Annotated in this window: 16 protein-coding genes, 6 pseudogenes and 1 riboswitch; of the genes and pseudogenes, 7 read left to right on the top strand and 15 right to left on the bottom strand. The window is 46.8% G+C overall.

Annotated elements, in window-relative coordinates; all coding sequences use genetic code 11:
• Nucleotides 1-410 precede the first annotated feature (410 nt).
• A riboswitch (purine riboswitch) is annotated at nucleotides 411-506 on the bottom strand.
• Nucleotides 507-781: 275 nt separating this feature from the next.
• From JCM10519_RS02675 to JCM10519_RS02650, 9 genes and pseudogenes are all read right to left on the bottom strand, one after another.
• Nucleotides 782-1,018 (bottom strand): putative Se/S carrier-like protein, encoded by a 237-nt coding sequence (locus JCM10519_RS02675; protein ID WP_054738186.1) that lies wholly within the window; start codon nucleotides 1,016-1,018, stop codon nucleotides 782-784.
• A gap of 66 nt (nucleotides 1,019-1,084) precedes the next feature.
• Nucleotides 1,085-1,912: a selenium metabolism-associated LysR family transcriptional regulator gene (locus JCM10519_RS02670; protein WP_347843196.1), complete on the bottom strand. Its 828-nt coding sequence runs from the start codon at nucleotides 1,910-1,912 to the stop codon at nucleotides 1,085-1,087.
• Between the two features lie 75 nt (nucleotides 1,913-1,987).
• A pseudogene (locus JCM10519_RS02665) lies at nucleotides 1,988-3,128 on the bottom strand (aminotransferase class V-fold PLP-dependent enzyme).
• A 4-nt stretch (nucleotides 3,129-3,132) separates the two neighbouring features.
• Nucleotides 3,133-4,179, bottom strand: a complete 1,047-nt coding sequence (selD, locus tag JCM10519_RS02660; RefSeq protein WP_054737856.1) for a selenide, water dikinase SelD — start codon at nucleotides 4,177-4,179, stop codon at nucleotides 3,133-3,135.
• Between the two features lie 79 nt (nucleotides 4,180-4,258).
• Nucleotides 4,259-5,881: a 3'-5' exonuclease gene (locus tag JCM10519_RS25735; protein WP_347842953.1), complete on the bottom strand. Its 1,623-nt coding sequence runs from the start codon at nucleotides 5,879-5,881 to the stop codon at nucleotides 4,259-4,261.
• Nucleotides 5,772-6,845, bottom strand: a complete 1,074-nt coding sequence (locus JCM10519_RS25730; RefSeq protein ID WP_347842952.1) for a UvrD-helicase domain-containing protein — start codon at nucleotides 6,843-6,845, stop codon at nucleotides 5,772-5,774. Before JCM10519_RS25730 ends, JCM10519_RS25735 begins: the two co-directional genes overlap by 110 nt.
• Nucleotides 6,809-7,950 (bottom strand): annotated as a pseudogene (locus tag JCM10519_RS25725) (UvrD-helicase domain-containing protein). The gene JCM10519_RS25730 and the pseudogene JCM10519_RS25725 overlap by 37 nt, the downstream one beginning before the upstream one ends.
• Entirely contained in the window at nucleotides 7,940-9,064 is a 1,125-nt protein-coding gene (locus JCM10519_RS25720; RefSeq protein WP_347842951.1) for a PD-(D/E)XK nuclease family protein, read from the bottom strand. The pseudogene JCM10519_RS25725 and the gene JCM10519_RS25720 overlap by 11 nt, the downstream one beginning before the upstream one ends.
• A gap of 17 nt (nucleotides 9,065-9,081) precedes the next feature.
• Nucleotides 9,082-11,400: a hypothetical protein gene (locus JCM10519_RS02650; protein ID WP_347842950.1), complete on the bottom strand. Its 2,319-nt coding sequence runs from the start codon at nucleotides 11,398-11,400 to the stop codon at nucleotides 9,082-9,084.
• 150 nt (nucleotides 11,401-11,550) lie between these two features.
• Between JCM10519_RS02650 and JCM10519_RS02645 the strand changes: the two genes are divergently transcribed.
• A complete protein-coding gene (locus JCM10519_RS02645; RefSeq protein ID WP_054737855.1) occupies nucleotides 11,551-11,991 on the top strand; it encodes a hypothetical protein in 441 nt (146 codons plus the stop codon).
• A gap of 129 nt (nucleotides 11,992-12,120) precedes the next feature.
• A pseudogene (locus JCM10519_RS02640) lies at nucleotides 12,121-13,509 on the top strand (MATE family efflux transporter).
• An 86-nt stretch (nucleotides 13,510-13,595) separates the two neighbouring features.
• Here JCM10519_RS02640 and JCM10519_RS02635 read toward each other — a convergent pair.
• Nucleotides 13,596-14,469: pseudogene (locus JCM10519_RS02635) on the bottom strand (YitT family protein).
• 526 nt (nucleotides 14,470-14,995) lie between these two features.
• Here JCM10519_RS02635 and JCM10519_RS02630 point away from each other — a divergent pair.
• A pseudogene (locus JCM10519_RS02630) lies at nucleotides 14,996-16,406 on the top strand (spore germination protein).
• On the opposite strand, the gene JCM10519_RS02625 reads toward JCM10519_RS02630, so the two are convergent.
• On the bottom strand, nucleotides 16,391-17,032 hold the full coding sequence (locus JCM10519_RS02625; RefSeq protein WP_347842949.1) for a hypothetical protein: 642 nt from the start codon (nucleotides 17,030-17,032) through the stop codon (nucleotides 16,391-16,393). The pseudogene JCM10519_RS02630 and the gene JCM10519_RS02625 overlap by 16 nt on opposite strands.
• Nucleotides 16,992-17,243, bottom strand: a complete 252-nt coding sequence (locus tag JCM10519_RS02620) for a PHP domain-containing protein (protein ID WP_054737853.1) — start codon at nucleotides 17,241-17,243, stop codon at nucleotides 16,992-16,994. Before JCM10519_RS02620 ends, JCM10519_RS02625 begins: the two co-directional genes overlap by 41 nt.
• Before the next feature lie 209 nt (nucleotides 17,244-17,452).
• Here JCM10519_RS02620 and JCM10519_RS25715 point away from each other — a divergent pair, with 209 nt between their 5' ends.
• The 4 genes from JCM10519_RS25715 (at nucleotide 17,453) to JCM10519_RS02605 (ending at nucleotide 20,294) form a co-directional block, all read left to right on the top strand.
• Complete coding sequence (locus JCM10519_RS25715; RefSeq protein ID WP_347842948.1) at nucleotides 17,453-17,944, top strand: MurR/RpiR family transcriptional regulator; 492 nt, start codon at nucleotides 17,453-17,455, stop codon at nucleotides 17,942-17,944.
• Nucleotides 17,945-17,978: 34 nt separating this feature from the next.
• Complete coding sequence (locus tag JCM10519_RS25710) at nucleotides 17,979-18,359, top strand: SIS domain-containing protein (RefSeq protein ID WP_347842947.1); 381 nt, start codon at nucleotides 17,979-17,981, stop codon at nucleotides 18,357-18,359.
• A gap of 22 nt (nucleotides 18,360-18,381) precedes the next feature.
• Nucleotides 18,382-19,692, top strand: a complete 1,311-nt coding sequence (locus JCM10519_RS02610) for a PTS transporter subunit EIIC (RefSeq protein WP_347842946.1) — start codon at nucleotides 18,382-18,384, stop codon at nucleotides 19,690-19,692.
• 197 nt (nucleotides 19,693-19,889) lie between these two features.
• Nucleotides 19,890-20,294: a DUF3842 family protein gene (locus tag JCM10519_RS02605; RefSeq protein ID WP_054737852.1), complete on the top strand. Its 405-nt coding sequence runs from the start codon at nucleotides 19,890-19,892 to the stop codon at nucleotides 20,292-20,294.
• 58 nt (nucleotides 20,295-20,352) lie between these two features.
• Here JCM10519_RS02605 and guaB read toward each other — a convergent pair.
• The 3 genes and pseudogenes from guaB to JCM10519_RS02595 form a co-directional block, all read right to left on the bottom strand.
• Nucleotides 20,353-21,807, bottom strand: a pseudogene (gene guaB, locus JCM10519_RS02600) (IMP dehydrogenase).
• Nucleotides 21,808-22,014: 207 nt separating this feature from the next.
• A complete protein-coding gene (locus JCM10519_RS25705; RefSeq protein WP_347842945.1) occupies nucleotides 22,015-22,176 on the bottom strand; it encodes a hypothetical protein in 162 nt (53 codons plus the stop codon).
• A gap of 10 nt (nucleotides 22,177-22,186) precedes the next feature.
• Entirely contained in the window at nucleotides 22,187-22,525 is a 339-nt protein-coding gene (locus JCM10519_RS02595; protein ID WP_347842944.1) for a DUF6106 family protein, read from the bottom strand.
• Nucleotides 22,526-22,713: the final 188 nt, after the last annotated feature.

The raw sequence follows: 22,713 nt of genomic DNA, 5'->3' as shown, positions 1-22,713 counted from the left end.
AAAGCTCCAGATCCATTCCCAGGCCGCGAAAGGCAAACTGGGGGGCATGAATGTGAAGATCCACAAGTCCGGGGACAATGAGCATATCTCCCCAGTCCTCCAGAGGATAATTCCGAAACTGTACCGGAAGCTCTTTATAAATCCCTGCCGACTTCCCCTCCCGGCAAACTAAGTATCCCTGCTCCACTGTCCTTAATGTGTGGACATCCTCACTGTAACAAATATTCCCTTTTAAAACAAAATTCTTTTCACCAGTCATAGAACCTCCCATTCCGTATCAGAAAAATAAAAATACGGCAGCCATAATTGCGGCGTTCCATCCATTCCGAAAATTCTGCGCAATAAAAAAACCACCGTTCATTCCATCTGTTCACACGCACAGCATAAAAACACAATAAAAAATCTGGGCTTATTATGGCGTGGAAACTTATAGGCAACTATTACGGTAGTTGGTAGAAACGCTCAACCAATTATGAGCATATATAAGTCCCTTATGAATACTGATACTAAAAAACCTGTAATTTGTGACAGGTTGACTATATCATATTGTACAACTATTTGTCAATACCTATTTTATTTTTGTGCATTTACCATAATTTTATAGTTTTCTTACCTTTTAATCAACAATTGTCGGCAAATTATTAATAGATTTTTTTCTATAAAAAAAATTTTCTATTTACATAACTTTAAAGAAAGAGCCGGAAAAGAACAGCCGCAGCCGTTCCCCTCAGACTCTTTCTCTTTCAATATGTTAAAACTTTCACATATTTTATTCATAAGATCAGATCAGGTATTCCCCATACTGTTCCCAGCTAAGCCCCCTGCTTTCCATCCACTGTCCTATGTCTCCCTCCCAGTCAATGGGCATAGCCCAGGAAAGTCCGCAGCCGGAAGATATTTGTCTGGGAACCGGAATGAGCCGTCCCGGTATTCCCTCTTTCTGGCATTGGGATTCCAGTGCAATGGCCTCTGCAGTTGTGCGGAAGGTAATAACAATTTTTTGTTCTTTTTTTCTCATGATCTCTAACCTGCATTTCCAAAATAATTTCTGCATCATCCGCCATTTCGGGCTTATAGGAAGGCTCTATAAATACGCATATAGCTCCCGGATAAAACGGATAAATAATCTTGCTGCTTTACCGGGCTTGTGATTTTTGCTCCAAACCATATATAATTTCCGGCAAACTTCCTCGGCTCCCGGTGAAAAACGAAGCAGGGATCCCTGTTCTACATAATCAACCACAGCGGCAGCAGATATGATGGAAATGCCCATAGCCGCTTCCACTGACTTTTTAATGGTTTCCTGATTGCTGATAGTCGCCACAATTTCCAGACGGCTTAAATCCACACCCATTTCCTGTAAATGACGTTCCGCTTCCTTTCTTGTGCCGGAGCCTTCCTCCCGGAGGATCCACCTCTCCTCATAAAACTGTTCTATGGGAAACCCGGTATTTTTATATTGGCGGTATTTTTCATTATTGGGAGTAATAATCACCAGACGGTCAGAATAAAAGGGTTCAAACACACAGGTAGAATCGGAGCACATGGTTCCTGTAAAGCCGATTTCCACCTGTCCATCCTGAACCATCCGGACCACTTCCATACTGTCTGCCTCCTTTAATTCCAGCTGGTTTCCAGGGTAGGTTCTGGAAAACAGAGAAAGAATCTGAGGCAGAATGTACTGTCCGGGGACCGTGGAAGCGCCCACTATGATTTTATTGGCTGTTTTTAAATCCTTCTGAGTGAAATCCCGGAGGATATTTTTTTCCAGCTGCAGCATTCGCCTTGCATTGCCATAAAGCATCTCTCCCTCCTGGGACAGCTCCACATCCTTTGTGGTGCGGACAAACAGCCGGACCCCCAATTCCTTTTCTAAAGAGCTGATATGGGCGCTTACCGTAGGCTGGGTCAGATAAAGCTTCTTGGCAGCCGCTGAAAAGCTTTTTTTCTTCCGCTACGCACACAAACGCTTCCAATTGTTTCAAATTCATAGGCTCAGCTCCCTTACTGCATGAATGGCTTCATCGATTTCTTCTTCTTTATTATAATGGGACATGGAAAAACGCACGGCGCCCTGCTCCACCGTTCCAAGGGCCTGGTGCATGAGAGGAGCGCAGTGTGCTCCCGCCCTGGTATAGATTCCGTAAGAGTTAGCCAGTTCATCAGATACTTCCCCGGAATCGTAATCCCCAATGTTAAGAGCCACCACCGGAGCGCGGCAAAGAAGGGCCTCTTCTGAAAAGTCTCCATATACCCGGACTCCCGGAATATCCTTTACCCCTTCATAGAACCGCCTCATAAGAAGCAGCTCTCTTTCCCGGATGGTTCCCATTCCGGTTTTCTCAAGATACAAAAGGGCTGCATGAAGGCCTGCAATCCCGTGTCCGTTTAAGGTTCCTGCTTCCAAAACCTCCGGCATCTCCTCCGGCTGGGTCTTTAAGTAGCTTTTCACTCCGCTTCCACCCACCATAAGAGGGCGTATGGAAACTCCCTGACGGACACAGATTCCTCCTGTTCCCTGAGGGCCCAAAAGCCCCTTGTGACCGGTAAAGCACAAAACATGGATTCCCATTCTCTCCATATCGATGTCAAACACTCCGGCGGTCTGGGATGCATCCACCACCAGAAGGAGCCCATTCTTTTTACAGATCCTTCCAATGGTTTCCAGGTCATTCATATTCCCCGTTAAGTTAGAGGCATGGGTACAGACCACTGCCTTTGTATTCTGACCCACGTTCTCCTCAATATCCTCATACCGGATCCTTCCCTTTTGATCTGCGGGAAGATGGTAAGCTCCACCCCCTGTTCTTCCATCAGGTACAGGGGACGCAGTACGGAATTATGTTCCATCATGGTGGTAATTACATGATCGCCTGGTTTAAACAGGCCCTGGATGGCCATATTTAAGCTGGCCGTGGAATTGGCTGTAAAGGCTACCCGGAAGGATCTCCTGCATGAAAAAGCTCTGCAATGAGCCTGCGGGTATGGAAAATCAGACGGGACGCATCTAAGGATGCCCCATGGGCTCCCCGGCCGGAATTCCCAAGAGTGACCATGGCCTCAGTCACTGCCTTTATCACTTCCTCCGGCTTCTGGCAGGAGGTTGCCGCATTATCCAGATAGATCATATCCTTACCTCAACTTTACTGATTTTTCTTCTTGTTCCACCACCTGTCCGATGATGCCGTAAGCTGTCTCCATTTCCGCTTCTTCTAAATCCTTCATAATGCTTTTTGCCACCTCAGGCGAAACACTGATTAAAAGTCCGCCTGAAGTCTGGGGATCACAGAAAATATCGCGGATGTATTCCTCTGTCTCCCCAAAATCCAGCTTGCTCTCCGTATAGGAACGGTTCCGGTAAGCCCCTTCCGGAATAAGTCCCATCTGGGCAAGGCTCTTCGCTTCCTTTTGGATTGGCAAATCCTTAACGAAAATTTCTATTGTGACCCCGCTGCCCTCTGCCATCTCAACCGCATGGCCTGCCAGGCCAAAGCCTGTAATATCGGTGCAGCTATGAATTTCATAATGCTCGATCACCTGCTTTGCCTTCTTATTTAAAGAGGTCATGACACGGATCACTTCCTGTTTCGCTTCTTCTGATGCCATATCCGCCTTGACAGCCGTGTTGACGATCCCGGTTCCCAAAGGCTTTGTCAGAATGAGAACATCTCCCGGTCTGGCTTCGCAGTTTTTAAAAACCTTGTCCGGATGAACAAATCCGGTAACACTTAAGCCATATTTAGGTTCGTCATCCTGAATGGAATGACCTCCGGCAAGTACAGCACCTGCCTCAAGAACCTTGGAGGCCCCGCCCTCTAAAATCTTCCCCAAAAAAGCCGGGTTGACGCAGTTTGGCCATGCCACAATATTAAGAGCCACTTTTGGTTCCCCTCCCATGGCATAAATATCACTCAGTGCATTGGCAGCCGCTATCTGGCCAAAGGTATATGGATCATCCACCACTGGGGTAAAAAAATCAAGGGTCTGAATCAATGCGGTTTCCTCGTTTACCTTATAGATTGCTCCGTCGTCAGAGGTCTCGATCCCCACCAGCAGATTGGGATCCTGAAATTTAGGCAGGTTCTCTAAGATCCCGGCAAGGGTTCCAGGGCCGATTTTAGCGGCACAGCCAGCCGTTTTCGTCATTTGGGTAAGTCTTACTTCCTGATCTGGTATCATACCTGTTCTTCTCCTTGTATATATAGATATCTTCTATTATTTTAACATATTGTCATTTTTTAGCAACCCTCCAAAGCCTTCAGCTCAGGGTTATTTCCTTTTCCAGTGTCATGGAATAAATGATTTTTTCCCTGACCTTTTTCCCTGTCATCTGTTCCAGGGCACGTTCATAATAATCCATCTGCATCTGATACCGGTCTGCCAGCACCTTTTCTTCTCCAGGCCTTATATGATCCGTTTTATAGTCCACCAAAACCAGGCCTCCTTCCTCTTCCATATAGGCATCCATGATACCCTGAATGAGGATCAGTTCATCGGAGTCCCCTGCATCTATATCCCGTGCAGGAATTCCCACGACAAACTGCTGTTCCTTTTTCAAACGCCCTGAGACTTCTGCCGCCGCCAGCCGCTTTCCAAGGGAAGAGTTCAAAAAGGCCATAATGGTATTCTCCGACAAAAGAGAAAGGCTTTCTTCGTCCATCCGCTGATCCCTGCGAAATCCTTCCAGGGCATTTCTTAAATCGTCCCTGGTTCTTACCTTTCCAAAGTCCAAAAGCTCCATAGCCCTGTGATAGGCAGTTCCCCGGAATGCTCCTCCAGTGCGTTCCTCCTTATCCTCTTCTCTTAGGAATGAGGGAATCGTAGGAAGAAACTCACTTTCTTCCTCATCTGCAAACTGCCCCTGCTTTTTTAACTCGGATACGGTCATCTTGGTATGGAGCCTGGTATCAGCCTCATGGGGATAACGGTACTCAAAAGCAGCCCTTAGGTCCGCTGCAAATTCCTGGTCATAAATTCTGACCGTATCAAGGGACAGGAGAGCGTCCTTTGTCAGCTTCTTTTCCGCCTGCCGTTCTATCTCTCCTCCTACTAAATCAGATACCGACAATTCCTTTAGAATCAAATTCCCAGTGTCCGCTCCCTCCTTACCCTGGATTTGGGAAATGGAATATTTTCCTGACAGGCTCATGAGCATCCAGTCTAAATAGGAGTCCGCGGAACCAAGAATGGTAAAGGGGATCTGGCCCTCCACTCTTAAAATCTCGGCAAAGCGCTCCAGTTTTTTGTCCAGATACCGGTCAAGTCCTGTCATCACCAGCTTTTCTTTTGCCCTTGTCATAGCAACGTAGAGCACGCGAAGCTCCTCCCCCATGGCTCCAAGGTCCATTTTTCGACCCAGGACATGTTTTTTTAAGGTAGGCGCTTTGACACGCCGTTCAAGATCCAGATGGTCCGTTCCTATTCCTAAGTCAGGATCAATGAGGATCTTTCCATAGGAATCCTGCTTATTAAACTTTTTCCCCATACCTGCCAGAAAAACCACCGGAAATTCCAGTCCCTTGCTCTTGTGGATGCTCATGACCCGGACCGTATTCTCTTCCCCAGCCAGGGAAGCCTCCCCAAAATCCGTATCGTATTTTTTCAGGTTTTCAATGTAACGGATAAAATGGAACAATCCGGTATAGCTGGTCTTCTCATAGGCAGAAGCCTTTTCTACCAGCATGGAAAGATTGGCCCTTCGGACCTCTCCTGCCGGCATGGCGGAAATATAATCATAATAGCCGGTTCCTTCATAAAGGTCATAAAGCAGTTCATGAATGGAAAGATAAGACGATTTTTTTCCTGTAAAGAGAAAGCAGCCCCAAAAAAGTCTCCAGCTTCTTAAACAGGTCCGGATAATCCGGATCCTCCATCTCCCCATATTCCTTCCTGTAATGCTGCCATGCTCCATATAGTCCCCTGTCCTGGCCTTTTTTAGCCGTCTTTTTCCAGACAGCCATCAAATGAGCCATTTCCTCATCCGTCACCCTGCCTATGGGTGACTTTAATACTGCCGCCAAAGGGATGTCCTGCATGGGATTGTCTATGATATTCAGCATGGAAAGGATGGTTTCCACCTCAGGTGCCGTAAAATATCCGGTTTTCCGTTCCGCATAGGCAGGGATCCCTTCGTTCATCAGGACGTTTACAAAGTCTTCCGCCCAGCCGCTTAAGCTCCTTAGGAGGATGACCACATCCCCATATCCAGCGATACGGTAGCCTCCCTTTCCTCCCAGCCCTTTATCCCAGATGAGAAGGCCGTTTACCGGATCCGTAAGCTCCTTGATCTTCCCTGCAATGATCTTTGCCTCCATCTCCCGGCTGGTATAATCAACGGCATCTTCGTCAAGCTGCTTTAATAAGTTCCCTGATCCATGGATCATAAGAAGCTCCGTTTTCTCTCCAACACGTCCCTCTTCCTTAGGAAATTCTGCTCCCGGATGGAGTGCTGCATCCTTTGTATACTGTATATTTCCCAGATTTTTTGTCATGATCTGGTAGAATACCTCATTAATGCTTGTAAGGACCTGCTCCCTGCTTCGGAAATTCTGGTGCAGCTCGATTTTCTGATACTTCCCTTCCTCCCTGGAATAGGAATCATATTTCTCTAAAAACAACTGGGGCCTGGCAAGACGGAACTGGTAGATGCTCTGCTTCACATCGCCTACCATAAACACGTTAGGGCTTCCAAACCGTTCTCTGGAAATACTGCCTATCAGGGCCTCCTGGACATCATTGCTGTCCTGGTATTCGTCTACCAGGATTTCCTCGAACTGCCTGCTAAGCTCATCAGCCACCTCGGTGGGTATTACCTTTTCCTCTTCCTTTTTAAGCAGTATTTCCAAAGCATAATGCTCCAAATCATTAAAATCCACCAGGTTCTTTTCTTTTTTTTCTTCTCCTGATACTTACGGGCATATTCTCCTGCCAGATGAAGAAGGGTCGTCACCGCGTCCCTGGTTCCCCTGATATCGGAAAGAACCTCCTCCGGCGATTCAAAACAGTATAAATCAAGGAGCTTTCCAACCGCCTTTTTCACCCTGTCCCTGATTCCCGTTACAAAAGCTTTCTTTTCTGCATCAATATCCTTGCTGCGAATGGAAGCAAGGCGGTCAAAGGAGACCTTTTTTAACTGCTCATTAAACGCTTCATAATCTTCCGCAAGACTTAAACGGCCCAGCATCTGTAAGTCGTTTGCCAGCATGGGAAGATAGGCCCCGGGACCGTTTTCCTCTTCACAGACCTCCATGGCCTTCTCCACCTGGAATTTTAATTCCGAAAGCTGAAGCCCTGCATCCTTCATTAAAAATTTCATCCAGCCGGTATCCATGATCTGATCCATGTCAGAAGTCTCAAGCTCTTTCCTGCATCGGTCAAGCCATTCCATTGGCCAGGGATTGCTCTGGGAAAAGGTATATACCTGCATGATATAATCCTCAATTCCTCTGTCAGACTTTCCCGTGGCATAGGTTTCCACAAACTTCGCAAATAAGGGATCGGCCTTTTCGTAATACTCTTCCAGCATCTCCTTCATCACATCAGCCCGTAAAAGGATAAGCTCTCCCTCATCCCCTACCCGAAAAGCAGGATCAATATCCAGCTTATTATAATGATCTTTAATAAGTCCAAGGCAAAAGCTGTCAATGGTGGTGATCTGGGCATAGGGAATCATGGCTGCCTGCATCTGTAAATGAGAGCTGTCAGGATTCTCCATGAGCTTTTCATCTACGGCCTTTAACACCCGTTCCCGCATTTCATCGGCAGCTGCTTGGTAAAGGTCATGACCAGAAGCTGATCGATCCTTAAGGGATTTTCTCCTTCCGTGATCATGCGGATGATCCTTTCTACCAGCACGGCCGTTTTCCCGCTCCCTGCCGCCGCCGATACCAGGAGATTCCTGTTTCTGCTTTCAATGACAGCCCTTTGTTCCTCTGTCCAGCTAATCGCCATTTGACTCACCTTCCTCTTCTTCTCCTTCAATGACCGGCCATATCTCCTCGGATTTTAAAGCTTTAAATTTCCGGAAACCATATCCGGTTGTCTTTAAATCGAATCCGCAGACAGCATGGTAAGGGCAGTAATCGCAGGCGCTTCTGTTTCCCTGCTTATAGGGATTTACATCGATTACGCCGTCAAGGATCTCTCTTCCTTCTGAAGTCAGCTTTTCCCGCACAAACTGTCTTAATGCGGAAAAACGCTTGCCGCCTGCAACCGATGACCTTGCTTCCTGTATGATTCCATTTTTCATTGCAACAGGAATTACATCAGATTCTGTTTCAATCTCATGATCTAAGTGGGCTATGGCGCTTAAATCGCTGTTGACCAGGCCATTCATGCGAAGCTGTTTCAACATCCTTCCGCTGATTTCCTCATCAGTCATTTCACCTTCCCTGTCGATGACCGGATCGTTGATATTATAATAGAAGATGCCGGCAGGAACCACAGGCTTGTCCTGCTTTTTCCTCTCCTCCATCTCGACAGCAGCATCCATATAGACCACCAGCTGAAGCTGAAGGCCGTAATACAGGGCCGTCAAGTCAAACGCCGTGCTTCCTGACTTATAATCGATGATCTTCACATAAACTGCATCTTCATCCTCGCATAAATCCATGCGGTCGATCCTGCCTCTTAAATGAATGGCTTCCTCCTTTGACAAAGGGATTCTCATAGCCTTTAACTGGTCAGCAGCGGAAAAGGAAACCTCAAATCCCACCGGAACAAAATCTCCCTTTTTCAGCTGCTCCGAAAGAGCCCATACCGTCCGGTCCGTAATCCGCTCCACCTTGCCTGCCAGATAAGCATTTCTGGCAGAGCTTTTTAAAATGGTATTGCCGTATTCTTCTGTCACGTTAGCCACGCATTCATGGACCAGGCTTTTCCTCTCCTCCTCTGTGATGTTCCTAAAATCCCTTCCTTCCTCTTTCATCCGCTGAAACCATAAGTCAATGGAATCATGAAACAGGTTCCCAATATCCATGGCAGCAAGCTCATATTCCTGCCGTTCCATCAGTTCCAGCCCGTAATTTAAGAAATGGGCATAGGCGCAGGAGGCGTACTGTTCCATCCTCGTAACACTTCCGCTTATAACAGAACCGTAGAGGCTTTTGCTGCCACTTTCCCGATTCCCCTCTGCTCATAGGCATAGAAAGCGGCTTCTGCCAGCCTCTTTCCTTCCTCTCTGTGGTCCTCAGACAAAAGAAATGCCTTTAAAAGCTCCAATAGCTTCCTGTCTTCCCCGGTCTTTCCATACTCACGGAGTCCGTTTGCCAGCTGATCCTTTGCCTCTCTCATGGACAGGGGAACCCCCAGCCTGGAGGGGGCGGTCTCCAAAAGGCCGGGAAACAGCCTTTTCAGTTCTCCCACCAAAGTAGAGGGGCGCAGGCTTTTCCCGCTGCCATCCATGGCTGCATAGGATAAAACCAGCCGCTTCTCCGGTTTTGTCAGGGCCAGGTAAAGATAAAACCTTTGCCGTAATCCCTCTTCCCTGGCAGTAGGAGCCAGCTCCATATCATGATTTCCCAGAAATTCTCTTTCCCGGTCCGTAAACAGGCTGCTTTTTTCCTTTTTCACCGGCACGATCCCGTCGTTGACCCCGACAAAAAACAATACCTTAATGTGATCCAGCCTGGTTCTGGTGATATCTCCCACCACCACCCGGTCCAGGGTGGCCGGAATCAGCCCTACCTGGATCTCAGAAAATCCGGCGTCAAGAATTTCTCCATACTCCTTGCGGCTTACATGTTCTTCTCCCAAAAGCCCTGCCAGCCGGTCAAATAAATCCATGACCAGCCCGTAAACCTGGCTGTATTCCATGGCAAGGGTGAATTCTCCCATTGCCCGGAATTTTTCCGAGGAGATCAGCATCTTTTCTTCGATCCCGGTCTCCATAAGCAGGGCTGTCACTGCCCCTGTCATAGAGGCTGCTGTGGAATCCGGGTTTTTAAATGCCTCTCTTAAGCGTCTTAAGGGAGCCATGATCTCTTCCCGAAATTCGTTTAATTCTTCCAGATTAAGCTCCTTGCCTCCCCTGTACCAGCCTTCCCACTGGGTATCCCACTTTTTAAATCCCCGGATTCCCATGGCAATGACATAATTTTCCAGGCGGTCTGTTTTTTCTTCATCCTCTTTGGATATAATGAGACCGGTTCTTAAATACCGGAAAACAGATTCATAGGAAAAATCCTTTTGAATGATCTCCATGGCAGCCCGGATCAGCTCCACCATAGGATTTTTTAAAATGCTTTTTTTATTGTCCAGGAAATAAGGGATTCCATTTAGCTGAAACTGATGAATGATTTCATTGGAATAGCCCCCGATATCCCCGGTAATGACCGCCATATCCCGGTAACGAAGTCCCTGGCTCCGAATCTCCTCTTCCATGGAACGGATCACAAAGGCGATTTCCTCCATTGGATTTAAAGCCTTAATCAGGCGTATGGAACCGGAAACCTCATGACAGGATTTCCCTTTATAGCGGTATAGGTTTTGTTCCAGAAAATCCAGGGCATTTTCCCCGCAGCCCTGCCCTTCCCGGTCCTCCCCTTCCGGCTCTCCCAGGTAACGGACAGCAGGATGGTTCTTAAGAAGGATATCCTTCTCTTTTCCTGCCTCTGTCTCTTTTGCCAGCTCATTTAATTTCCAGATCATCTGACGGCTCATGTAAAACAGCTCCTGAACTCCGGATCTTCTGCTTATGTTTTCAGCAGGATCTATGGTCACGGTAACTATGACCCGTTTGCTGTAACGGAGAAACAACTCCAGGATCCGGTATTGGACCGGAGTAAAGCCGGTATAGCCGTCAAGGGTGATCACGCTGTTCTTAATCAGCTCAGACCGGGGCAGAACTCTGCACAGTACGTCTAAAATCTCCTCCGTGGTGATATATTTATCTTTGATGTAGTCCTTAAAGCCCTGATAAATGACAGAGATATCCGAAAGCTTCTGACGGAGCATGGGACTTATGGTATCCGGTATCTCCTCACTCAGCATTTCCGGTGATACGCCGTACTGGTAAAGCTCTGACAGCATGGACTTTAGCTGGGAGATGAAACCTGACTTTGACAAGTGTTCTTTATAAAGGACCAGATCCTTTTTCTTATTGGCAGCAACCTTCCGCAGCACCATGGATTTTCCCATATCGTCAAGGACCTGGGGATTTGAAATGGCAAGCTCCTCAAATACCCGGTAGGCAAGACGTTTGAAGCTTACGATATCAATATTCATGACCCCGTGGTTTGGATGAAGGGAAACGATCTCCTTCTGGGTCTGCATGGTAAACTGTTCCGGTACAATGGCGATATACCGGGTATCCGGCTGTTCTATGGACTGGCGGATCAATTCCGTATAAAGACGATAGGTCTTGCCGGAACCGGATCCTCCAAGTATCAGTTGAAGAGACATAGCTTTTCGCCTCCTTTCTATGCGGAAAACAAAACTCGTGTTCGTTTATCATCTTAACACAGATTTCCTTCTCCAACAATGAAATCTTAGGTATGAAACACTTGGCCCCTTTCATACATTATAACAAAACTGTACGGAGGGCTTTTTTTTATGAGCTCAAAAACAAAAATTGTTGTTTTACGAATGAAAGAAATCATCTATACCGCAATCTTCGTCGGCCTTGGAATCCTACTCATCACTTTGTTTTTAGTCATGTTCCGTCCGAAGAAGGATACTGTCCCGACTTCCGGCGATCCTGTGCACTATGTTCCGGGAGTGTATTCCTCTGTCATTACGCTGAACAGCCAGGATATCAACGTAGAGGTTACGGTTGACTCCAAAAAAATCACTTCCGTTACCCTGGTTCCCTTAAGCGAAGCCGTTACCACCATGTATCCCCTGATGCAGCCGGCCATGGATAACCTGTCACAGCAGATTATTAAAAACCAATCCACAAAGAACATCTCCTATTCAACCGAAACCCGCTATACCTCGGGCGTGCTTCTAAAGGCCGTGGACCAGGCTATTACAAAGGCGCAGATAACTGAATAAGGACGGGGATTGTATTTTCCATTTTAGACAGTATAATGGAAAAAAAAGACTACATAATTACTTGAATGAGGATACACTGCGGGTATCCCTCTATGTCCGGAAAGCATGGACAGGAAAGATGAAACGGATATGAACGAGAAAGCGGACACAGCAGATGTACTTAAGCATAATCAGATTACAGAGGGAGTGATATGGAAACAGCTTCTTCTGTTTTTCTTTCCCATTTTGTTTGGAACTTTTTTTTCAGCAGCTTTATAATACCGCCGATGCAGTCATTGTGGGGCGGTTTGTAGGAAAGGAAGCACTGGCAGCCGTTGGAGGCCCTACAGGACCCCTTATTAATCTTTTGATCGGGTTCTTTATAGGCTTTCTTCCGGTGCCAGTGTCATTATTTCCCAGTTTTACGGAGCCAGGCAGGAGGAACGGGTGAGCCAGGCAGTCCACACTGCAATCGCATTTTCCATCATATGCGGAGCAATCGTCATGGTTGTGGGCATCCTGGCAGCGCCTTATGCTTTAATGGCAATGGGAACACCTGATGAGATCTTATACTATGCAGTTCTGTACATACGGATCTACTTTGCAGGAGTGATTCCAAATCTTGTTTATAATATGGGCGCAGGAATCCTGCGGGCTATCGGGGATTCCAGGCGCCCTCTTTATTTTTTGATTGCAAGCTGCTTCACCAATATCATCCTGGATATCATATTCGTGGTCTACTGGCATATGGGCGTCATGGGAGCGGCCCTTGCCACCATAATCTCCCAGTTAGTCAGCGCCGTTCTTGTGATCCTGGTTTTAATAAGGACAAAGGAAGCCTACCAACTGGTGCCAAAGGCCATCAGGATCGACCGGGACATGCTGGGCCGCATCATAAGGATCGGATTTCCCGCAGGACTTCAGTCCGTTATGTACTCCTCTTCCAACATCATCATCCAGTCCAGCGTCAATACTCTGGGAACCAACACCATTGCAGCATGGACAGCCTATGGAAAGATAGACAGCGTATTCTGGATGATTATCAGCGCCTTTGGTATTTCCATCACTACCTTTGTAGGACAGAACTATGGAGCAGGGAAAAAGGACCGGGTCTACAAAGGAATCCGGGTCTGCATGGCCATGAGCTTTGCTTCCGCTGCCGTACTCAGCGTTCTTCTTTATACCTTTGGAAATTACATATATCTGCTGTTTACCACCGATGAGGCTGTAATTGAAAAAGGAACGGAAATACTCCGTTACCTTGCCCCAACACTTTTTACCTACGTCTGCATAGAGATTTACTCCGGTTCTCTCCGGGGAGCCGGTGACTGCTGGATTCCCATGATACTCACCAGCCTCGGAGTCTGTGCGCTCCGCATTATCTGGATCTGTGTGGCAGTTCCCCTGCGTCCCACCATTGAGACCGTGATTTTCAGCTACCCATTGACCTGGGCCGCCACCTCATTACTGTTCATCATATATTTTAACTGGTTCAGCAAATTGAAAAGAAAACGGTTTCCCGCTATTTTTAAAAAATAACTGTTATAAAACCTGTTATGGGAGACTTTTACTGCATTATCTTTAAGCAGTAAAAGTCTCCCTTTCATTTTAAGGGACCGCCGGGATTATTCCATGGGCGCCCTGTAAAAAGTTCCGTAAAACTGCTGGGTTTTAAACATGTTTACGATCACATGCTCATCCACCTCATGGAACAGCGCTACAATGTCCGCCACCTCATAGGAAGAAACCACGGTATGAAGAAGATACATCTTCTTCTTGCTGTAGCCTCCCACCGCATCCACACAGGAAATTCCATGATGAAAGGCCTCAACGTATTTATTCGCAAGCTTTGGCCCCTCCACCGTAGTGATCTGGAGGGTAACTCTTTCGTATCTGTGGTGAAAAGTAGAGATAACTTTCGTCCCTACAAACTGAAACAAAATGGAATACCCTGCATAATCCCATCCGAAAATCCCTCCGAAAATACAAAGCAGCAGCACATTTCCCATAAAAACCTGGGACCAGATGGAATTGCCCGTCTTATTGGAAACATACAGGGCAATAAAATCCGTTCCCCCGCTGGAAGCGTTGCCCTTAAGAGCAAGAACAATGCCAAAGCCATAGAGGACACCGCCATAAATAACATTTAAAAGCCGGTCTTCAAATATAGGTGAAAAATTCAATATCCTTAAAAAAACCACTGGTCAGGAAAACCTGCATCAGGGAAAAAAAAGTGAACCGTTTGCTGATATTCCTGCTGCAGGCCCATGCCACCGGAATATTCAAAGCGATCATGCCCAGGGAAGTGGAAATATTAAATCCATACAGGGACGTCACCCGGTCAACTAAAATTGCAATACCCGTAAAACCTCCTGACAGAAGACCTGCCGGTTTGATAAATGCCTGGATAACATAGGTCTGCAAAAGTGCGGAGACTACAACTGCCATGGTCGTTATCGCATTACGGGCGCGCTTATCTCTCCTCAGTTTCTCCCACATAAAAATCCTCCTCATTTCTTTATTTTTGCCCTGTCTCTCCGGGCATAAAGGTATCCCTGGACGGGATTTCTCTTTTTCGCTCAACCTTTCAGGGTATAAGAGTATCCCTGAAAGGGATTTCTTGATATTATATGTAAATCCTTCTCCTGTATCAATCTTTTTTTTAAATTAATAGAGGACTGCCCTTCCCCCACAGAAGGCAATCCTCCGTCACGATCTGAAACCGTCACATTATTCAGTTTCTGCTACCTGGCATCCCCATGCCAAAATCACGCACACAAAAAACCCCTTTGTGCTTCTCACATGGACGATAATACCATCTATTGCCTAAAAAGTCAACGTTTTTAGTACATTTTACTAAAAATCTTTTTATAAAAAAAGGTTCATTCTCATATCTTTTCATACAAGACCGGTACGAAATCCCTTATCATGCATACAGAATTTATAAAACATAATTTCATGGAAAATGCACATACTTACTTTATTGCCGTATTTTCGCTATTTTATTTGCAAGGAGATAATCGCCATGGAATTTACCAACAGCCTTTCCAATAACATGAACCATTTAGGCACAAAGCTTGATGTAGCCGGAAACTTTGATATCGTCTACCGGACTTTTTATATCGGGGAACAGGAAGCATGTCTTTACTTCATTGAAGGATTTACTCAAAGTGATGCGTGGCAGAAGATCCTGGACAGCTTTTTTTTCCATTAAGGCGGCGGATATGCCGCCGGATGCCCATGAATTTTCCAAAAGGTATCTTCCTTATGGTCAGGTGGGCCTTGTAAAAGACGAGGAAGCCATGATCAAGCAGCTCTTATCCGGAATATCCTGCCTGTTTATTAACGGTTATGACAAATGCCTGACAGTAGACTGCCGCAGTTATCCCATCAGAAGCGTTTCAGAGCCGGAAAAGGACAAGGTTCTCAGAGGGTCAAGGGATGGATTTGTGGAAACCCTGGTTTTTAATACCGCTCTCATCCGCCGCAGGATCCGCGATCCCAAGCTTACCATCGAAGTCATAAATGCCGGGGAAAGCTCCCACACGGATATTGCCATCTGCTATTTCAAGGGACGGCATGATGAAAAGCTTCTCACCATGATCAAGGACCGGATCAACAAGCTTAAGGTTGACGCCCTTACCATGAACCAGGAAAGCCTTGCGGAATGCATTTATCCCTATAAATGGTTCAACCCTTTCCCTAAATTCAAATATTCCGAGCGGCCGGATACTGCCGCCGCTTCCATACTGGAGGGAAACATCATTGTCCTGGTGGATAACTCTCCTTCTGCCATGATTTTACCGTCCTCTGTCTTTGATATCATTGAAGAAGCCGATGACTATTATTTCCCGCCTGTGACCGGGACCTATCTGCGGCTGTCCCGCCTGGTCATTTCTATTCTGACCCTGTATTTAACGCCTTTGTGGCTGCTTTTCATGCAAAATCCGGAAATAATCCCCTCCTGGCTCCAATTCATCCGCTTGTCTGAGGATCCCCAGGTGCCCCTGCTTTTCCAGCTCCTGATCCTGGAATTTGCCATTGACGGATTAAGGCTTGCCGCAGTCAACACCCCCAGCATGCTGACCACGCCTCTCAGTGTGATCGCCGGTATTGTACTGGGTGAATATTCCGTAAAATCCGGCTGGTTCAACAGTGAGACCATGCTTTATATGTCCTTTGTGACCATTGCCAATTACTCCCAGTCAAGCTTTGAGCTGGGCTATGCCTTCAAATTCATGCGTATGATCATGCTGGTCACCACCGCATTGTTAAACTTCTGGGGATTTGTGGCCGGCGTGGCGCTTTCCATATTCGCCGTTGTCTTTAACAAAACCATAGCCGGAAAGAGTTATATCTATCCCTTAATTCCTTTCCACTTTTCCGAATTAAAGAAACGGTTCTTCCGGGGAAGGCTTCCTCACAAGCAGAAGTAACCGGACAACAGATGCTTTAATCCCTCCGCCAGTTCTTCCGGCAGCTCCTCAGCTCCCGGAAGAGCTGGTTTCTTCATATAAATACCGTGATAATCGCTGCCGCCTGTGACCATTAGATGTCTGTCCCCAGCCACAGCCAGTAATTCTTCCCGAACAGCTTCCGGATTATCATGATGGTAAACCTCAAGTCCATCCAGGCACTCTTCCCTTAAAAGCGCATGATAAAGCGGTCCGTCTTTTCTCTTTATTTTCCCTGGGTGGGCCAAAACCACATTTCCCCCAGCTTCCTTTATCATAGTGCATACTTGATAAAAACTTTTATAAGGAAAATGATCCTCTTCCTCAAAAGGAGCGCCCTTACCGAAATAAGAGTGGAGGCTTTCCATAATTTCTTCTCTTCTAAGGAGTCCATGGTCAGCCAGAACTCCAAGAAGCTTTGCCCTGTATAGAGGCCCGCCTCCTGCCTTTTCAAAAAACTCCTTTTCTTCAATCTCAATTCCAGCCTGCTGCATTTTGCGGATCTGAAGCCTGGACCGCTCATTCATCTGTTCCAGAAAACAGCTGGAATAACGAAGCAATTCCGGATTATCCGGATCCATCCCATATCCCAGCACATGAAATTTCATTCCCTTTTCTGATGCCGTAAACTCCGCAGCCGGTATATAAGGAATGCGGTACTTTTTTTGACGCCTTCTCTTCTTCTTTCATGCCCAATATGGTATCGTGGTCCGTTATAGCAGCTGCCTTTAAGCCCTGCTCCTTTGCCAGGGAAAAAATCTGCATAATGGTTTCACTTCCGTCAGAAAAACAGGAATGCATATGAAAATCCGCTTTCATAGAAGACCTCCTTAAACCCATGGGTTTTCATGGTCCCATTATAGGCTCATCTTGTATAAAGGTCAATAAATTGCCCAACTTCTGGCATAGAACAAGGCAAAATCCAGACATTTCTTCCAATGTATGGCATAAAATTTCATAAGAAGCCCAATATCTCGAACTATTAATCCATGCCGCATATATTAAACCATGACAAAGGGGAAGTGTAAATGAAAAGTGTACTGGTTCGTTTGCGAGAATATCAAAAAGAGATGAGCGCCGCAGAGACCGGTGTTGTGCGGTACCTGATGGACACTCCGGAGCAGGCGGTGAAGCTTTCGGTTCATGCTCTGGCGGAAAAAGGGTTCTCCTCATCTTCCACCGTTATCCGGCTATGCCATGAGCTTGGCTTCTCCGGGTACAGGGAAATGAAAGCTGCCCTGATCTGCGAACTGGCCATCCGCCAGGAGAACACCAGGGAAAAGATGGAGGAAATTACGGAGAACGATTCTCTGGAACAGATCATCGACAAAATTACATATAAAAACATCGCCTCCTTAGAGGATACCAGAAACTTAACTGATTTATCCGTCATGAAAAGCTGCATTGACCGCTTGTGCCAATGCCGTACGATCTGTTTATTCGGAATCGGCTCTTCCTTTTGGTGGCCCGGGATGCTTACCTTAAATTCCTCCGGATCAATAAGCCTGCATCTTAAATGATGACTGGCATTCCCAGCTTTTACAGGCCCGTAACATGAGCCGGGATGATATGGGACTGATGATCTCCTACTCCGGCAGAACCATGGAAATGATCGAATGTGCCAGGACCATGCAGCAGGTGGGGGCGAAATTTATCCTGATCACCCGTTTTGCCGTATCACCGCTTTCGGAAATGTCGGATTACAACCTTTACGTGGCTGCCAATGAATCCATTTTCAGGAGCGGAGCCATGGGAAGCCGGATCAGCCAGTTAAACATCATCGATATACTGTATACTGCATACGCCAACCGCAACAGCGAATATTCCCTGGCCCAGTGGCGGAAAACACACATTTCCAAGAAAAACCCGTCGTATTTTGAGCCTTTCGACGAAGCGTATAAGGATAAGGAATCCAATCATGGTAGATTGAAGTAAGATGACAATGGAGGTGTTTATTATGACAAATGAAGCATTGATTCAAAATATCCTGGAATTATCGGGAGGGAAAGAAAATGTGGCAGCCGCGGCAAGCTGCATGACACGCCTTCGCTTAAAGGTAAAAGACCCGGATCAGGTGCAGGCGGAGGCGTTAAAAGAACTTTCAGGAGTTCTTGGCCTGGTTTCAGGCGGAATTGATGTACAGGTGGTAGTCGGACCTGGAAAAGCCAGAAAACTCATGGATATCTGCATGGACATGGGGATCCCAAACGAGGTCGGCGGCAAAGGGCTCTCCACCGGTGCCTCCTGGCAGAAAAACAAAGAAGCGGTTAAATCCGGTCAGAAAGGCAGCGGGCTAAAGAGCAGCATACGGGTGATTTCCGATATCTTTATTCCAATGATTCCGGCTATCGTTGCTGCCGGCTTATGCAATGGCGTGGCCAATATCATCAGCCAGGGTGTAGCAGCGCAGGCATTGGAAGGCAGCTTCTGGACCCTTCTCGTTACCGTATTAAAGCTGTTTGGCGGTGCATTTCTCGGTTATTTTACCATTTACACCGGCATCAATGCAGCTAAAAGCTTTGGAGCCACGCCTGCCCTGGGCGGCATGATCGGCTCCATGAGCATTATGCCGCAGATAACGGACATTTCAATATTCTTTGGTCTTTATAACGAACAGATTCCAAACAGCTCCACACTGATAAGCGGAAAGGGCGGGATCATCGGCGTCATCATCGGCGTCTGGGTTCTCTCCAAAGTAGAACGCTGGGTGCGCAGGCACGTTCCTGATGTTCTTGACATCATGCTGACCGGCTTTTTAAGTATACTCATAACCGGAACCTTGTTTGTACTGGTACTGATGCCTGCTGCCGGCTTTTTATCCGACGGTCTGGTCTGGGCTTTATCCCTCCTTGTAAATTCCGCCAACCCCATAGTCAGCGTACTGTCCGGGTACATCATGTCAGCCGTATTCCTTCCCCTGGTCCTTTTAGGACTGCATCATGGTCTGGTTCCCATCTATGCGGTTCAGTTAGAACAGATGGGCGGAGTTTCCTTATTCCCGGTCCTGGCCATGGCAGGTGCAGGTCAGGTGGGTGCTGCCATTGCCATCTATTTAAAAGCAAAACGAAGCGGAAATAAACGATTAAAGAGCGTCATCATCGGTGCACTTCCATCAGGATTCTTAGGCATAGGGGAACCGCTCATTTACGGAGTCACCCTTCCCCTTGGCAAGCCTTTCATAACTGCAGGATTGGGAGCCGGATTTGGCGGCGCCTATGTAATGCTGATGCATGTAAAGAGCATTGCCTGGAGCCTTCCGGCCTGTTAGCCATTCCCATCATGAGCAGCCCGGTTAATATGCTCAATTATTTTCTGGGCCTGGTGATTGCATACATTGCCGGATTTATCATCACCAGCCTGTTTATTAAAGAGGACGAAGTTGCAAAGGCCTAATTCTTCAATTGCCCCTCCTTCCACTTGATTTCTTCCTTTTCCTATAATACAATAAAGGATGAGGAGGAAGCTATGAAAATCGTTATTATTGACGGGCAGGGCGGCAAAATGGGGCAGTCCGTCATCGCCCAGCTTAAGAAATCCTTTCCCAAACTTCCGGTCATTGCAATCGGGACCAATTCCATTGCTACTTCCGCCATGTTAAAGGTGGGAGCCGACGCAGGAGCAACCGGTGAGAATCCGGTCCTTGTAGCCAGCCGGGATGCGGATATTATCATCGGTCCCCTTGGGATCGTCATTGCCGATTCCCTCTTAGGAGAGATCACTCCGGCCATGGCTGATGCCATCGGTAAAAGCCGTGCCTATAAGATCCTTATACCGGTGAACAAATGCAATCATCATGTGGTGGGCTGTGAAAACCTGACTTTAACGGAATCCATTGCCCTGGTAATTAAAGAGGTGGAGAATCTTTTATGATCTCCACCTCTTTGTTTATGAGGAAATTGGCTTCGCCTTCGGCTTATCCAACGTCTCTTTATTCATCAATGCTATAGTTAGGTGCTTCCTTTGTGATATGAATATCATGAGGATGGCTTTCCTTAAGGGAAGCTGCCGTAATCTTTATGAATCTTCCGGTTTCCTGCATGGTCTTGATATTCATTGCTCCGCAGTATCCCATACCGGACCGTAAACCGCCCAGCATCTGGAACACGGTATCCTCTACCATTCCCTTGTAGGCCACACGGCCTTCCACGCCCTCCGGAACCAGCTTCTTGGCATCAGTCTGGAAGTAACGGTCTTTGCTTCCGTTTTCCATGGCAGCGATGGAACCCATACCACGGTATACTTTGTATTTTCTGCCCTGATACAGCTCAAAGGTTCCCGGGCTTTCGTCACATCCGGCAAACATGCTTCCCATCATACATACGCTTCCGCCGGCTGCAATGGCCTTTGTTAAATCTCCGGAATACTTGATTCCGCCGTCAGCAATAATGGGAACGCCGTATTCCTTAGCAACTGCATAGCAGTTCATAACAGCCGTGATCTGGGGAACCCCGATGCCGGCTACCACACGGGTGGTACAGATGGATCCTGGTCCGATTCCTACCTTCACCGCATCTGCTCCTGCTTCTATAAGAGCCTTGGTAGCCTCTCCGGTTGCCACATTCCCTGCAATGACTGAAAGAGCCGGATAAGCCTCTTTGATCATCTTTACGCAGCGGAGAACGTTCTCAGAATGGCCATGAGCGGAGTCTAAAACAACCACATCCACCTTTGCCTTTACCAGAGCGTCCACACGGTCCAGCACATTGGCGGTGATTCCTACGGCAGCGCCACACAGAAGCCTTCCTTGTCCATCCTTTGCGGACAGGGGGTATTTGATCTGCTTTTCAATATCCTTGATCGTGATAAGGCCCTTTAAGTTAAAATCATCGTCAACGATAGGAAGCTTTTCCACCCTTGCTTTTGCAAGGATCTTCTTTGCCTCCATAAGGGTAATGCCTTCCTTGGCTGTTACCAGGTTTTTAGAAGTCATGCACTCCTTGATCTTCCTGCTGAAATCCTCTTCAAACTTTAAGTCACGGTTGGTGATGATTCCCACCAGCTTTTTTTCCTTCTGTGACCGGCACTCCGGAAATACGGAACTTGCCCATAAGCTCATCCGCATCCTTTAATGTATGTTCCGGAGAAAGATAAAATGGGTCCGTTATGACGCCGTTTTCCGACCTCTTTACCTTATCAACCTCTTCTGCCTGTTCCTCTATGGACATATTCTTGTGGATGATACCGATACCTCCCTGTCTTGCCATGCAATTGCCATACGATGCTCGGTAACGGTATCCATGCCTGCACTCATAAGCGGAATATTGAGCTTGATGGTCTTTGTAAGATTGGTCGTTAAGTCAACCTGATTAGGAATGACTTCTGAATAGGCCGGAACTAACAGCACATCATCAAAAGTAATGCCTTCGCCAATTATTGTACCCATTAACTTTTCCTCTCCTTCTTTATATTTTTATTAATAATACTAATAAGCCTTTTCACTTGTTAGTTACATAGTTTAACAAATTTTACATAGGTTGTCAACGGACATTTTCCGGTTTCTTTCCGTCCTCCATGGACAGTGGGGGCTGTCTTTCCTGTATAAAAAGGAACCGGACGGTCTTTTACAAAACCGCCTGGTTCCTTTTTTCTTTTATACCTCTTTTACAACCTTACGGGGCGCTGTCATCCTCATACACTGAAGCAGCTTATCGTTAGGCTCAAATATGATCTTGGTTGTTTCAGCACCGGACTGGCTGATCAGCGTATAGGTCTTTGCACCTGGTACGTGAGAAGAAAAGTCCAGTACCTTCATGTTTTTTGTTTCATGATCCCTGGCCTCTGTAGAACCGGTAGGGGCAACGATCTGTATCCCTTCCATGGAACCTTCCCAGGCCTTTTTTTCTCTTGCTTCTGCCGTAAATCCGGTCAATGGAAAGAGTGCCTGTTACATAAAGATATTCAAATTCCACTTCGCTGTTGCGGAATACAAAGTATGTGGCCGCAACGGCTGCAAGCAGGATGATCACTCCAAAGATTCCGAAAACCGGGGATATGGAGAGGAAAAATGCAATCACGCACAGGATTCCCATCGCAATTTTTATCAACATGGTATAGGCCGGAGACTTTCGCTTCACTAGCCATTCTGCATACATTTCATTCATAACGATTTGGGTCCTTTCCTCTTTCCTGCAGGGTTTTTCTGGGGCGGAGCTTATCCAGTCAGTTGTAAGATATGTTTGGTATACCAAGAGTCCGCAGTGGAGGGAGTAAAGCCTGTGGCTTTACTCCCTCACGGGCATCGCCCTAGGAAACGGAACATAAATTTTTTTTCTTATGTGCAAGCACAACG

The organism is Clostridium sp. NkU-1 (assembly GCA_001312405.1).
This window is presented reverse-complemented; position numbering and strand designations above follow the sequence as displayed.

Excerpts from the sequence above, each read along its gene's own strand:
- JCM10519_RS02650 (WP_347842950.1), bottom strand. The coding sequence starts at position 11,400 with ATGTCTCTTCAACTGATACTTGGAGGATCCGGTTCCGGCAAGACCTAT.
- JCM10519_RS02620 (WP_054737853.1), bottom strand. The coding sequence starts at position 17,243 with ATGAAAGCGGATTTTCATATGCATTCCTGTTTTTCTGACGGAAGTGAA.
- JCM10519_RS02675 (WP_054738186.1), bottom strand. The coding sequence starts at position 1,018 with ATGAGAAAAAAAGAACAAAAAATTGTTATTACCTTCCGCACAACTGCA.
- JCM10519_RS02605 (WP_054737852.1), top strand. The coding sequence starts at position 19,890 with ATGAAAATCGTTATTATTGACGGGCAGGGCGGCAAAATGGGGCAGTCC.
- JCM10519_RS25735 (WP_347842953.1), bottom strand. The coding sequence starts at position 5,881 with ATGGGGAGATGGAGGATCCGGATTATCCGGACCTGTTTAAGAAGCTGG.
- JCM10519_RS02595 (WP_347842944.1), bottom strand. The coding sequence starts at position 22,525 with ATGAATGAAATGTATGCAGAATGGCTAGTGAAGCGAAAGTCTCCGGCC.
- JCM10519_RS25715 (WP_347842948.1), top strand. The coding sequence starts at position 17,453 with ATGAAAAGTGTACTGGTTCGTTTGCGAGAATATCAAAAAGAGATGAGC.
- JCM10519_RS02610 (WP_347842946.1), top strand. The coding sequence starts at position 18,382 with ATGACAAATGAAGCATTGATTCAAAATATCCTGGAATTATCGGGAGGG.
- selD (WP_054737856.1), bottom strand. The coding sequence starts at position 4,179 with ATGATACCAGATCAGGAAGTAAGACTTACCCAAATGACGAAAACGGCT.
- JCM10519_RS02625 (WP_347842949.1), bottom strand. The coding sequence starts at position 17,032 with ATGAAATTTCATGTGCTGGGATATGGGATGGATCCGGATAATCCGGAA.
- JCM10519_RS25720 (WP_347842951.1), bottom strand. The coding sequence starts at position 9,064 with ATGGAACAGTACGCCTCCTGCGCCTATGCCCATTTCTTAAATTACGGG.
- JCM10519_RS02645 (WP_054737855.1), top strand. The coding sequence starts at position 11,551 with ATGAGCTCAAAAACAAAAATTGTTGTTTTACGAATGAAAGAAATCATC.
- JCM10519_RS25705 (WP_347842945.1), bottom strand. The coding sequence starts at position 22,176 with ATGAAGGTACTGGACTTTTCTTCTCACGTACCAGGTGCAAAGACCTAT.
- JCM10519_RS25710 (WP_347842947.1), top strand. The coding sequence starts at position 17,979 with ATGAGCCGGGATGATATGGGACTGATGATCTCCTACTCCGGCAGAACC.